Annotated in this window: 12 protein-coding genes; 10 read left to right on the top strand and 2 right to left on the bottom strand. The window is 69.3% G+C overall.

Annotated elements, in window-relative coordinates; translation table 11 throughout:
* From thrC to prmC, 6 genes are all read left to right on the top strand, one after another.
* Complete coding sequence (gene thrC / locus EV652_RS35485; protein ID WP_132213718.1) at nucleotides 1–1,077, top strand: threonine synthase; 1,077 nt, start codon at nucleotides 1–3, stop codon at nucleotides 1,075–1,077.
* A 10-nt stretch (nucleotides 1,078–1,087) separates the two neighbouring features.
* Nucleotides 1,088–2,008 carry a homoserine kinase gene (thrB, locus tag EV652_RS35480; RefSeq protein ID WP_242002192.1) on the top strand — a complete coding sequence of 307 codons (921 nt, stop codon included), beginning with the start codon at nucleotides 1,088–1,090 and terminating at the stop codon, nucleotides 2,006–2,008.
* Nucleotides 2,009–2,362: 354 nt separating this feature from the next.
* Entirely contained in the window at nucleotides 2,363–4,447 is a 2,085-nt protein-coding gene (gene rho, locus EV652_RS35475; RefSeq protein WP_132213716.1) for a transcription termination factor Rho, read from the top strand.
* Nucleotides 4,448–4,572: 125 nt separating this feature from the next.
* Nucleotides 4,573–4,779 (top strand): 50S ribosomal protein L31, encoded by a 207-nt coding sequence (gene rpmE / locus EV652_RS35470; RefSeq protein WP_130387310.1) that lies wholly within the window; start codon nucleotides 4,573–4,575, stop codon nucleotides 4,777–4,779.
* A 92-nt stretch (nucleotides 4,780–4,871) separates the two neighbouring features.
* A complete protein-coding gene (gene prfA / locus EV652_RS35465) occupies nucleotides 4,872–5,948 on the top strand; it encodes a peptide chain release factor 1 (protein ID WP_132213714.1) in 1,077 nt (358 codons plus the stop codon).
* On the top strand, nucleotides 5,945–6,772 hold the full coding sequence (gene prmC / locus EV652_RS35460; protein WP_132213712.1) for a peptide chain release factor N(5)-glutamine methyltransferase: 828 nt from the start codon (nucleotides 5,945–5,947) through the stop codon (nucleotides 6,770–6,772). The genes prfA and prmC overlap by 4 nt, the downstream gene beginning before the upstream one ends.
* A gap of 34 nt (nucleotides 6,773–6,806) precedes the next feature.
* Here prmC and EV652_RS35455 read toward each other — a convergent pair whose 3' ends face one another.
* Both EV652_RS35455 and EV652_RS35450 read right to left on the bottom strand, forming a co-directional pair.
* Nucleotides 6,807–7,535, bottom strand: coding sequence for a hypothetical protein (locus EV652_RS35455; RefSeq protein WP_242002191.1), 729 nt, complete (start codon nucleotides 7,533–7,535; stop codon nucleotides 6,807–6,809).
* 251 nt (nucleotides 7,536–7,786) lie between these two features.
* Nucleotides 7,787–8,803, bottom strand: coding sequence for an adenosine deaminase (locus tag EV652_RS35450; RefSeq protein ID WP_132213708.1), 1,017 nt, complete (start codon nucleotides 8,801–8,803; stop codon nucleotides 7,787–7,789).
* A 118-nt stretch (nucleotides 8,804–8,921) separates the two neighbouring features.
* On the opposite strand from EV652_RS35450, the gene EV652_RS35445 reads away from it, so the two are divergent.
* The 4 genes from EV652_RS35445 (at nucleotide 8,922) to EV652_RS35430 (ending at nucleotide 12,028) form a co-directional block, all read left to right on the top strand.
* Nucleotides 8,922–9,935: an L-threonylcarbamoyladenylate synthase gene (locus EV652_RS35445; RefSeq protein WP_242002190.1), complete on the top strand. Its 1,014-nt coding sequence runs from the start codon at nucleotides 8,922–8,924 to the stop codon at nucleotides 9,933–9,935.
* Nucleotides 9,935–11,053, top strand: coding sequence for a glycosyltransferase family 4 protein (locus tag EV652_RS35440; RefSeq protein ID WP_132213704.1), 1,119 nt, complete (start codon nucleotides 9,935–9,937; stop codon nucleotides 11,051–11,053). Before EV652_RS35445 ends, EV652_RS35440 begins: the two co-directional genes overlap by 1 nt.
* Nucleotides 11,054–11,257: 204 nt before the next feature.
* Entirely contained in the window at nucleotides 11,258–11,722 is a 465-nt protein-coding gene (locus EV652_RS35435; RefSeq protein ID WP_132213702.1) for a Cg1360 family ATP-synthase-associated protein, read from the top strand.
* Nucleotides 11,723–11,812: 90 nt separating this feature from the next.
* On the top strand, nucleotides 11,813–12,028 hold the full coding sequence (locus EV652_RS35430; RefSeq protein WP_132213700.1) for an AtpZ/AtpI family protein: 216 nt from the start codon (nucleotides 11,813–11,815) through the stop codon (nucleotides 12,026–12,028).
* Nucleotides 12,029–12,034: the final 6 nt, after the last annotated feature.

The following is a 12,034-nucleotide window of genomic DNA, read 5'->3' as shown; positions in this document are numbered from 1 at the left end:
ATGGCTCAGCAGCGGCCTCATCAATGGCAAGGCGTGATCGAGGAATACCGGGACCGACTGCCTGTATCGGCAGACACTCCCGTGGTCACGCTCGGCGAAGGCGGGACGCCGCTGGTGGCTGCGCAGTGGCTCAGCGAGCAGACCAACTGCGAGGTCTGGCTCAAGGTCGAGGGCAACAACCCGACCGGCTCGTTCAAGGACCGCGGTATGACGGTCGCGATCTCGCTCGCCGCGCAGTCCGGTGACAAGGCCGTGGTCTGCGCGTCGACCGGCAACACCTCCGCCTCCGCGGCCGCGTACGCCGTCCGCGCCGGACTGATCCCGCTGGTACTGATCCCGGCCGGCCGGATCGCGAAGGGCAAGCTGGCGCAGGCCATCGTTCACGGCGCCCAGCTGGTGTCGATCGACGGCGGGTTCGACGACTGCCTGCGGATCGTCCGCGAGCTCGGCAAGCACTACCCGGTCGCGCTGGTGAACTCGGTGAACCCGGTCCGGCTGGAAGGCCAGAAGACTGCCGCCTTCGAGGTGTGCGACGCGCTCGGCGACGCCCCGGACCTGCACCTGCTGCCGGTCGGGAACGCGGGCAACATCGCGGCCTACTGGAAGGGCTACCAGGAGTACGCGAAGGACAAGCTCGCCTCGAAGACCCCGCGGATGTGGGGTTTCCAGGCCGAGGGCGCGGCACCGATCGTGCGCGGCGCGATCGTCGAGAAGCCGGACACCGCGGCGACCGCGATCCGGGTCGGCAACCCCGCCTCCTGGACGCTGGCGGAGTCCGCGCGGGACGAGTCCGGCGGCCGGATCGAGATGGTCACCGACGAGCAGATCCTGACCGCACAGCGTGAGCTCGCCGCCCGCGAGGGTGTGTTCGTCGAGCCCGCGTCCGCGGCCGGCGTCGCCGGACTGCTGCACGCGAAGGTCCAAGGCTGGCTGGACGGCGGCTCGACCGTGGTGATCACCGTCACCGGCCACGGCCTGAAGGACATCGACACCGCACTCGACCACGCCAAGGTGATCGAGTCCCCGGTCACCCCTGCCGACACCGACGCCGTCGCCCGCGTCGCCGGCCTGATCTGACGGCCTCGCGGTGGAGACCAAGGACGACCGCCGGCCCTGCGACCAGGTGCGGGTCCGGGTCCCGGCGACGAGCGCCAACCTGGGCCCCGGCTTCGACGCGCTCGGACTGGCGCTGACCTTGTACGACGACCTGATCGTGACGCCGGGCGGATCCGGCGTCACGGTCGAGGTGACCGGGTCCGGCGAAGGCGAGGTGCCGCTGGACGAGTCGCATCTCGTCGTGCGGTCTATCCGTCGCGGGCTCGAGGCACTGGGTGCTTCGGTGCCCGGGTTCACGCTGCGCTGCGAGAACCGGATTCCGCACGGGCGCGGGCTCGGCTCGTCGTCGGCCGCGATCGTCGGCGGTCTCGCGGCGGCGTACGGGCTGGCCGGTGAACCGGTGGATCGTGAGCGGCTCGTCGTACTGGCGAACGAGATCGAAGGGCACCCGGACAACGTGGCCGCGGCCGCGCTGGGTGGCTTCACGATCGCTTGGACAGAAGGGGAAACGGGGCGGGCCGTTCGGCTGGAGGCGGTCGAGGGTTTGGCCGCGGTTGCCTATGTACCCGACAACCGCGTGCTGACAAAGGAGGCGCGCGGGTTGCTGCCGAGCGTCGTACCTCACAGTGCTGCGGCGGCGAATGCGGGGAAGGCTGCCTTGCTCGTCGCGGCGTTGACGGGACGACCGGAGTTGCTGCTGACGGCGACCGAGGATCAGCTGCATCAGGAGTACCGCGAGCCGGCGATGCCGGAGAGTCTGGCGCTCGTCCACAAGCTGCGGGGGAGCGGATTGCCGGCGATTGTGAGCGGTGCCGGGCCGACCGTCGTCGTACTGGGCCGCCCAGACGGGGCGCGGACGGCGCCGCCGCCGCCTCCGCCGGACGGCTGGACGCGGTACGAGCTGGCCATCGATCCAGTCGGCGTACAGGTCTGGTCGCTGGAGGCGGGGTAGAACCGCGGGCCGGGCGGGAATGATCGGGAACTGACACGCGTTGTACCCCTCGAGTCAGCAGAACGACCCGTAGTGGTGCTAGTCTCGACTCACCCGATCCCCTCCAGGTGATCGGTGAACTCTCGTCACGATCCGGGCTGTGCTCCCGGCACCCTGTGTTGTGTGGCGACCCTCCTGTGGATCTGAACTTGCGCCGCCTGCGCCGGAGATGTCCGAGGGGACTCAGATCGAGCGAGAGCCTCTTGATACCCATGTCGCCGCGCAGCCGGAACAGTCGGCACCGCGTCGGTCGTGGGTGATGAAACGGTCGGTGCGCACATCTGACACCGACGATCCGTGTGGGAAGGACCTCACGTGACAGAAACTGTTGAAGCCTCCAGCGGCGCCGGCACCACGCCGGCCCCGGGTACCGATGCTGCGGCGACCACCGCGACGCGTCGCCGGAAGACCGGAGGCGGCCTCGAGGGCATGCTGCTCCCCGAGCTCAAGCAGCTCGCCGGGACGCTGGGCATCAAGGGCACCGGCGCGCTGCGCAAGGGCCAGCTGATCGAGGCGATCAAGGCCGCCCAGGCGGGTGGCTCGACGGGCGGATCCCGCCCGAAGGCGAGCCAGCCGACCCTGGACGAGGGTGCCGCCGAGGCGCCCGCGGCCAAGGCCGACGCCCCGGCCAAGCGGGAGGGCGGTAGCCGCCGGACCCGCGCCGCGGCCGAGAAGGACTCCGGCCAGAACGGCGCCGCGGCCGCTGAGACGACCGCCGCTGCCGCACCCGCCGCCGCGCCGGCCGTCGCCGCCGAGGCGCCCGCCGCCGAGGTCGCGACGCAGAACGGCACCACCGTCGCCGAGCCCGCGGAGAACCGCGACAGCCGGAGCCGCGACCGCAACCGGGACAACCAGAACCGGGACAACCGCGACAGCCAGGGCCGGGACAGCCAGACCCGCGACGGCCAGACCCGCGACAGCCAGCGGGACAGCCGCGGCGACCGCGGCGAGCAGAACCGCGACCGCAACCGGGACAACCAGAACCGGGACGGCAACCGCGACGCCAACCGCGACCGGGACGGGCAGAACCGCGACAACCGCGGTGACAGCCAGCGCGACCAGCGCGGCGACAACCGCAACCGGCAGGACCAGAACGACCGCGGCGAGGAAGGCGAGGGCCGTCGCCGGCGCCGCCGGGGCCGCGACCGGGACCGCAACCGCGACGGCAGCCCGGCTCCTCGGGACAACACCCGCAACCGCGGTCGCGGTGAGCGGTTCGACCCGGAGCCGACGATCAGCGAGGACGACGTTCTCGTCCCGGCGGCCGGCATCCTCGACGTACTGGACAACTACGCGTTCGTCCGGACCAGCGGCTACCTGCCCGGCCCGAACGACGTGTACGTCGCCCTGTCGATGGTGAAGCGGTACGGCCTGCGCAAGGGTGACGCGATCACCGGTGCGGTGAAGCAGCCGCAGGAGGGTGAGCGCAAGGAGAAGTTCAACCCGCTGGTCCGGATCGACACCGTGAACGGGTCGGACCCGGAGATCGCCAAGCAGCGGCAGGACTTCAACAAGCTGACTCCGCTGTACGCGACCGAGCGGCTCCGCCTGGAGACCGAGCCCGGGGTGCTCACCACCCGGATCGTCGACATCGTCAGCCCGATCGGCAAGGGCCAGCGCGGCCTGATCGTCTCGCCGCCGAAGGCCGGTAAGACGATGGTGCTGCAGGCGCTGGCGAACGCGATCACCACGAACAACCCCGAAGTGCACCTGATGGTGGTGCTGGTGGACGAGCGGCCCGAAGAGGTCACCGACATGCAGCGCACCGTCAAGGGCGAGGTCATCGCCTCGACCTTCGACCGGCCGGCCGACGACCACACCACGGTCGCGGAGCTGGCGATCGAGCGGGCCAAGCGCCTGGTCGAGCTGGGCCACGACGTCGTCGTCCTGCTCGACTCGATCACCCGGCTGGGCCGGGCGTACAACATCGCGGCACCGGCCAGCGGCCGGATCCTGTCCGGTGGTGTCGACTCCTCGGCGCTGTACCCGCCGAAGCGGTTCTTCGGTGCGGCCCGCAACATCGAGGACGGCGGCTCGCTGACCATCCTGGCCACCGCGCTGATCGAGACCGGCTCCAAGATGGACGAGGTCATCTTCGAGGAGTTCAAGGGCACCGGCAACATGGAGCTGCGGCTGCGCCGCGAGTTCGCCGACCGGCGCATCTTCCCGGCCATCGACGTGGTCGCCTCCGGCACGCGCCGCGAGGAACTGCTGATGAGCAAGGACGAGACCCAGGTGGTCTGGAAGCTCCGCCGGGTGCTGTCCGCGCTGGACGGCCAGGCGGCGCTCGAGCTCCTGATCGGCAAGCTCAAGGAGAGCAAGTCGAATATCGAGTTCCTGCTCCAGGTGAACAAGACCACCCCCTCGGCGGGCGGTCGCAGCACCGACGACGGCAACTGAGGTGATCGCCCCGGGTGACCGGGGCGATTCGCCCGAAACCTGCCTGGGATGGCAAACTAGTTTGTTGGTTCCGGTTCACGTCCGCATCCGCGGGCGACCCGGGGCACCTGAACCTAGGAGAACCCTTGAAGAGCGACATCCACCCGACGTACGTCGACACCACGGTGACCTGCACCTGTGGCGCCACGTTCACCACGCGCTCGACCGCGGAGAACGGCGTGATCCACGCCGACGTCTGCTCGCAGTGCCACCCCTTCTACACCGGTAAGCAGAAGATTCTCGACACCGGTGGCCGGGTGGCCCGCTTCGAGAAGCGGTACGCGAAGAAGTAGCGACCTCACCGCGCGCCGGTCCGCGAGCTCACGCTCCGTGGACCGGCGCGCGGTTTGTGTTGTCAGACAGGTTTCGAAGGGAGGAGTGCGGGATGTTCGAGGCGGTTCAGACGCTCAAGGCGGAGTACGCCGAGCTGGAGCGGCAGATGTCGGATCCGGAGTTGCACTCCGACCAGGCCAATGCCCGCAGGGTCGGCAAGCGGTACGCCGCGCTCGCCCCGGTGGTGCGCACGTACGCCGAATGGCTGCAGACCAGCGACGACATCGAGGCGGCCCGTGAGCTCGCGGCCGAGGACCCGGCGTTCGCCGAGGAGGCCACCAAGCTGGCGGCCCGCCGCGACGAGCTGGCGGAGAAGCTGCAGGTGCTGCTGGTCCCGCGCGACCCGAGTGACGACAAGGACGCGATCCTCGAGATCAAGGCCGGTGAGGGCGGCGACGAGTCCGCGCTGTTCGCCGGCGACCTGCTGAAGATGTACCTGAAGTACGCCGAGTCGCAGCACTGGAAGACCGAGGTCCTCGACTCGGCCGAGTCCGACCTGGGCGGATACAAGTCGATCACCGTCGCGGTGAAGGCGAAAGGTACGCCGGAGCCGGGTGAGGCGCCGTACGCGAAACTCAAGTTCGAGGGCGGGGTGCACCGGGTCCAGCGGGTGCCGGTGACCGAGTCGCAGGGCCGGATCCACACCTCGGCGGCCGGTGTGCTGGTGCTGCCGGAGGCCGAGGACGTCGACGTCGAGATCGACCCGAACGACCTGCGCATCGACGTGTTCCGGTCGTCCGGTCCCGGTGGGCAGAGTGTGAACACGACCGACTCCGCGGTCCGGATCACCCACCTGCCGACCGGCATCGTGGTGTCGATGCAGAACGAGAAGTCCCAGCTGCAGAACCGTGAGCAGGCCATGCGCGTACTGCGATCCCGGCTGCTCGCGGCCGCGCAGGAGGCCGCCGACCAGGAGGCCTCGGACGCCCGCCGCCTGCAGATCCGGACCGTCGACCGGTCCGAGCGGATCCGCACGTACAACTTCCCGGAGAACCGGTTCTCCGACCACCGCGTCGGCTACAAGGCGCACAACCTCGACCAGGTCCTCGGTGGCGAGCTGGCGCCGGTGATCCAGGCCCTGACCGACGCCGATCTCGCTGCCCGGCTCGAGGCCGTCGAGGCACAGTGACCACCAAGTCGCTGCTCATCGAGGCGACCGCACGACTCCGGGAAGCAGGCGTCGCCTCACCGGACTTCGACGCCGCGGAACTCCTCGCGTTCGTCACCGGCAGCAGCCGGCTGAACCTGGCCGAACCCACCGGTGACCAGCGGCGGGTGTACGACGAGTTGATCGCACGTCGGGCCGCCCGCGAACCACTCCAGCATCTGACCGGTACGGCGGCCTTCCGCTACCGGGAGCTCGCAGTCGGGCCCGGGGTCTTCGTGCCGAGGCCGGAGACCGAGGTGATGGTCGGCTGGATCCTCGACCGGCTGGCAAACGTCAAGGAACCGCTGGTGGTGGATCTGTGTACCGGCTCGGGTGCGATCGCCGGTGCGGTGGCGACCGAGCGGCCGGACAGCGTCGTACATGCGGTCGAGCTGTCGCCGGATGCGTGTGTCTGGGCGCGTCGCAATCTCGCGGGTACCGGTGCTGAACTGCATGAGGGCGACATCGACGGGTGCCTGCCGGAGTTCGGCGGCCAAGTGGACGCGGTGATCTCCAACCCGCCGTACATCCCTTTGACTGCTTGGGAATCCGTCACCGCGGAAGTCCGCGATCACGACCCAGCATTGGCCTTGTGGTCCGGTGACGACGGCCTCGACGAGATCAAGGTCGTCGCCGCCACCGCGGGCCGGCTGCTCAAGCCCGGTGGCTGGTTCGCCTGCGAACACGCCGACGTCCAGGGCGAATCCGCCCCCGCCGTCTTCGCCGCCACCGGCCTGTTCACCGAGGTCCGCGACCAGCCGGACCTCGCCGCCCGCCCCCGCTTCGCGACTGGCCGAAGGATCTAGGCCGGGCCAGATCCTGTGAGGCAAGCTGCATCCCCTATTCGTACACGACGAACTCCGGTCGCGGCCGCAGCGCCAGCACCTGCGCCGGTGTCATCAACGGACCGTGCCGGGCGTCCTCGGTGGAGAACAGCTTGAACCCGGCATGCACTCCGGCCGGCAGGTTCGCGGTCACCTTGCCCCACGTCTTCACCTTGTCCTCGCGGGCACCGATCCCGTCCACCGACTTGATCGTCACCACGCCCGGATGCTTCTTCAGCGCCTGCTCCCCGGTCACGATCCTGGTCGACAGCTGGTGAAAGACGAACACCTTCTCCGGCAGTTCGTGAGCCTGCACGAGCCCCGAGAGGTACGACGCGATGCTGTCGAGCTCGGCGCCCGTCGTACGGCCGAAGACGCGGCCGGGGACCTGGTTCGGCCCGACCGCCCATTCGGGATCGAAGGCGAGCCCGACGTCCGGTTCCTTGAGCCAGCGTTCGAGCCGTTTCACCTCGGGCAGGATCTTGGCTCGGCCCGGCTGGATGTCGAGCAGCAACAGCATCCGATGCTTGCGTGCGACGGTCAGGTACTCCTGGATCTTCGCGTCGGGCAGGCGGCCGCGGTACATCCGGTCCTTGCCGGGTGATGCCTTCGCGACCACGGTGATCAGTTCCATCACCGGTAGCGGTGTGCGGCCGGCGGCGTACGCACGAGACAGCTTCTCCAGCCTTGCCGCCTTCGTCACCAAGTCCTTGTCGAGTGGACCGAGTGCGGGTGAGCCGGGCATCCCGACGTACCCGACGAGCTGGTACTTCGGGAAGATTGTCCGCCCACCCCGCGGCAGGTCCCCATCAGTAGGGGGCAGCGGAGTACTCGGCGATGGGCTAGCCGATGGCGGGGGAGAAGCACCTGGTGCTGCAACTCCTGGCTCGTCGCTGCAGGCTGCCACCCCCAGCAACAGCCCGAGCACCGCCACTACCCCTGGAACACTCCGCACTCCACCCAGAGAACCACGCACAACCCCAGAACCCGAGCCGCCTAGGCCTTGGCGACGTACTCGTCGATCTCCGCGAGCAGCGCGTTCTTCACCGAGTCCTCGGCGAACGACACCCGGACGGCGGTCTTCGCCAGCTCGCCCACCCCGGCCTCGTCGAGGTCGAGCAATTCGGTGGCGACGACGTACTCGTTGGTGAGGTCGGTGCCGAACATCGGCGGGTCGTCGGAGTTGATGGTGACGACCAGTCCGGCCTCGACCATCGCGCGCAGCGGGTGTTCGTCGTACGACGAGACCGCGCGGGTGGCGATGTTCGACGTCGGGCTGACCTCGAGCGGGATCCGGTGCTCGCCCAGGTAGTCGACCAGGGCCGGGTCCTGCATGGTCGACGTACCGTGGCCGATCCGCTCGGCCTTGAGCACCCGGATCGCGTCCCAGATCGTCTCCGGCCCGGTGGTCTCGCCCGCGTGCGGCACGCTGTGCAGCCCGGCCGCGATCGCCGCCTCGAAGTGCGGCTGGAACTGCGGCCGCGGTACGCCGATCTCCGGCCCGCCGAGGCCGAACCCGACCAGACCCTCGGGCCGGTTCTTCAGCGCGAGCTCCAGCGTCCCGTCGGCACCCGGCAACCCGGCCTCGCCCGGGATGTCGAAGATCCAGCGGAGCACGACGCCGAACTCCTTCTCGGCCGCGATCCGGGCGTCCTCGATCGCCTCGCAGAACGCCTCCGCGGCGATCCCGCGGACCACCGACATGTACGGCGTACAGGTCAGCTCGGCGTACCGCAGGTTCTGCCCGGCCATCTCGCGGGCGATCTCGTAGGTCAGCAGCCGGACGTCGTCGGGCGTCTTCACCAGGTCGACCACGGTCAGGTAGATCTCGATGAACTTGGCGAAGTCGGTGAACTGGAAGTACTTCGCCAGCTCGGCCGGGTCGGCCGGCACCGGCGACTCGGGATGCCGGGCGGCGAGCGCGGCGACGATCCGCGGCGAGGCGGATCCGACATGATGGACATGCAGCTCGGCCTTCGGCAGGCCGGCCAGGAACTCCCGGGACACAGTCATGTCCGGGATCCTAAGGACGTCCGGGGGGACGTGCTGGAAAGCTGACAATCATTTGTCAAGTCACGCCTGGGCCAGCCCGGGTGGAGCGCGCGGGTGCGTGGGTGGCACGATTCGGTGCGTGAGTGAGCGCTTCGACTTCACCGGCGATGAGCTGGCACCGGCCTATCGAGCGGCCGTGGACGCCATCGAGGCCGGCGACCTGGTCGTCCTTCCGACCGACACCGTGTACGGGATCGCTGCGGACGCCTTCAAGTCCGACGCGGTCCAGCGACTGCTGGACGCCAAGGGCCGGGGCCGCGACATGCCTCCACCGGTGCTGATCTCGGTGGTCGAGTCGCTGGACGCGCTCGCCACCGACGTCCCCGACTCGGGACGCAAGCTCTGCGAGGAGTTCTGGCCCGGGCCGCTGACGGTGATCTGCCACGCGCAGACGTCGCTGATGTGGGACCTGGGGGAGACCCAGGGAACCGTCGCGTTGCGGGTGCCGGACCACGAGAACACCCGTGAACTGCTGTCCCGCACCGGGCCGCTCGCGGTCAGCTCGGCCAACCTCAGTGGTCAGCCGGCGGCGCTCGACGTGTACGACGCCGAGGAGCAGTTGGCCGACTCCGTCGCGGTCTACCTCGACGGCGGTCTGGCGACCGGCGGCCAGCCGTCCACCATCGTCGACATCACCGGCGACACGCCCCACGTCGTACGCCTCGGCGCCCTCTCCCTCGCCCAGCTCCGCGCCGTCGTCCCCGACGTCTCCACCGACCTCGACAACGACGAGAAGCCCGCCGAGGACGAGAAGCCCGCGGAGGACGTGCAGGCCGCGGACGAGACGCCGGTCGACGACGTGAAGCCCGCGGAGGACGTGCAGGCCGCGGACGAGGAGCCGGTCGAGGACGTGAAGCCCGCGGAGGACGTGCAGGCCGCGGACGAGGAGCCGGTCGAGGACGTGAAGCCCGCGGAGGACGTGCAGGCCGCGGACGTGACGCCGGTTGAGGACGTGAAGCCCGCGGAGGACGTGAAGCCCGCGGACGAGACGCCGGTTGAGGACGAGAAGCCAACTGAAGCGGCCGTTGAGGCGTCCAAGGTGGAGGACAAGAGCGAGAAGCCGACCGAACCCGATGTGAGGCCTGCGACCTAGTGCGCGAGTACCTGCTGGTCCTGTTCGTGGCGATGGCCACGACGTTCCTGCTGACCGGCGTGGCCCGGCAGATCGCCGTGCGGTACGGCGCGGTCGCGAAGGTCCGGGCCCGGGACGTGCACAAGGTCCCGATCCCGTACTTCGGCGGCATCTCCATCCTCGGCGGCCTGATCGCCGGCTTCGCGGTCGCCTCGAGCCTGCCCTTCCTCGGCGACAGCCTGCAGGTCGCCCACGACGCCCGAGCGATCCTGATCGGCGGCGTGGTGATCTGCGCCGTCGGTGTGGTCGACGACCTGTACGAGCTGGACGCGATCACCAAGCTGGCCGGCGAGGTCCTCGCGGTCGGCGTGATGGTTGTTCAGGGCATCCAGTTGTACTGGCTGCCACTGCCAGGCGGCGTCGTCTCGCCGCCAGCCGCGCAGCTGGCCGTACTCACCGCCGGCATCCTGTTGGTGTCCTGCAACGCGGTGAACTTCGTCGACGGCCTGGATGGCCTGGCCGCCGGTGTGACCGCGATCGGCGCGACCGCGTTCTTCACCTACTCGTACCTGCTGAACGTCGAGCAGAACCTCGACCGGGCCACCACCTCGACCCTGATCACCGTCGCCCTGGCCGGCGCGTGCCTCGGCTTCCTGCCGCACAACTTCTTCCCCGCCAGGGTGTTCATGGGCGACTCCGGCGCCCTGCTGATCGGCCTGATGCTGGCCGCGTCGACGATCAGCCTGACCGGCCAGATGGACCCGAACGCGGTCCCGTACGAGGTCGGCGGCTCCAGCCTGCTGCCGGCGCTGCTGCCGTTGATCCTGCCGATCGCCGTCCTCGCGATCCCCGCGCTCGACCTGACGCTGGCCTACATCCGCCGTACCAAGGCCGGCCGCTCGCCCTTCGCCGCGGACAAGTTGCACCTGCACCACCGCCTGATGCAACGCGGCCACTCGCACCGCCGGGCCGTCCTGCTGATGTACCTCTGGACCGCTTTGATCGCGTACGGCGTGGTGGTCCTCGGACTGGTGCTGAACTGGTGGACCGCCCTGATCGTGCTGGCCGTGGCGGTCACCGCGATCCTGCTCACGACCGGCCTCCCACGCCGTTCCCGGAAACCGCTCGCCAAGGTCTGACGCCGAAGAAGCAGGGACCAGACCACTCGTCAGCGTGGCCTACCGATAGGGTGTGTCCGTACAGCGGCAAGGGACTCGTTTTGCTGACCGTGCAGACTTTGTGCTAGTTTTCACAAGCACCAGCAAAGAACAGCGACACCCCTGACCCCGCCCACCCGACGACCAGGCAGTGTGACCCGGTCGCCAGCAGGACGGAACCACCAGATGGCTCCCTCGGCCCAGAGTCCGAAAGTCGCCGGCCAGGCCACCAGGCACCCGGCGTTGGCAATGCTGCGTGGCGCTCTCGCCGCCGCGCTCGTCGTCGGCGTGAACGCCGCCGCCGTGTCGACCGTTGCCGCCGGCCTCGAGGGACTGTGGGGAGCACTGCTCGGCCTGCTGATGGTGGTTGTCTTCTCCGGTGCCGGCCTGGTCGCGCTGCACCTGTCGCGCCGTGCGTCGCCGACCATGCAGCTGGCGATCGCGATGACCTCCTACACCGGCCGGATCGCGATCTTCGGCGGCCTGCTCGCCCTCGCGCTGAGCTCGGAAAGCCTTGCCAGGCACGTGAATCTGACCGTGCTCGGCATCAGCGCCCTGGTGGTCGTGATGGGCTGGATGGCCGGCGAGATCTGGGCCTGGTCCCGGTTGCGCATCCCGATCTACGATCTGGACGGGGAAGTGACCGCATGAGCACCCTGGGTAACGGTTTCCCTGCTGTGGTGGAGGTTACGGGTGCCGATGTGACCGGATATGTTCCGGACTGGTACCTTTCGGGTGCCAATGAGCGAGCATCAGGATCCGAAGCCATCACCCCCGAATTCGGGCGACGGCTGGCGGGTCCTGTCCTACTTGATCGGCGGTGTGCTCCTGTACGGAGGCATCGGGTTCGGGTTGGATCGCCTGCTCGGCACCCAGTTCTTACTTCCGGTGGGCATCGTCCTCGGTGCCGGGCTCACCGTTCTGCTGTTGCACTTCCGGTTTGGGGCGCGGTCCTGATCCCTT

It is taken from the genome of Kribbella steppae (genome assembly GCF_004342025.1).
In the GTDB taxonomy this organism is placed as follows: domain Bacteria; phylum Actinomycetota; class Actinomycetes; order Propionibacteriales; family Kribbellaceae; genus Kribbella; species Kribbella steppae.
This window is presented reverse-complemented; position numbering and strand designations above follow the sequence as displayed.

What these genes read in the sequence shown, in the direction of transcription:
- thrC (WP_132213718.1), top strand. Translation starts at nt 1, where the DNA reads ATGGCTCAGCAGCGGCCTCATCAATGGCAAGGCGTGATCGAGGAATAC.
- prfA (WP_132213714.1), top strand. Translation starts at nt 4,872, where the DNA reads ATGTTCGAGGCGGTTCAGACGCTCAAGGCGGAGTACGCCGAGCTGGAG.
- EV652_RS35455 (WP_242002191.1), bottom strand. Translation starts at nt 7,535, where the DNA reads ATGCCCGGCTCACCCGCACTCGGTCCACTCGACAAGGACTTGGTGACG.
- EV652_RS35450 (WP_132213708.1), bottom strand. Translation starts at nt 8,803, where the DNA reads ATGACTGTGTCCCGGGAGTTCCTGGCCGGCCTGCCGAAGGCCGAGCTG.
- EV652_RS35435 (WP_132213702.1), top strand. Translation starts at nt 11,258, where the DNA reads ATGGCTCCCTCGGCCCAGAGTCCGAAAGTCGCCGGCCAGGCCACCAGG.
- EV652_RS35430 (WP_132213700.1), top strand. Translation starts at nt 11,813, where the DNA reads ATGAGCGAGCATCAGGATCCGAAGCCATCACCCCCGAATTCGGGCGAC.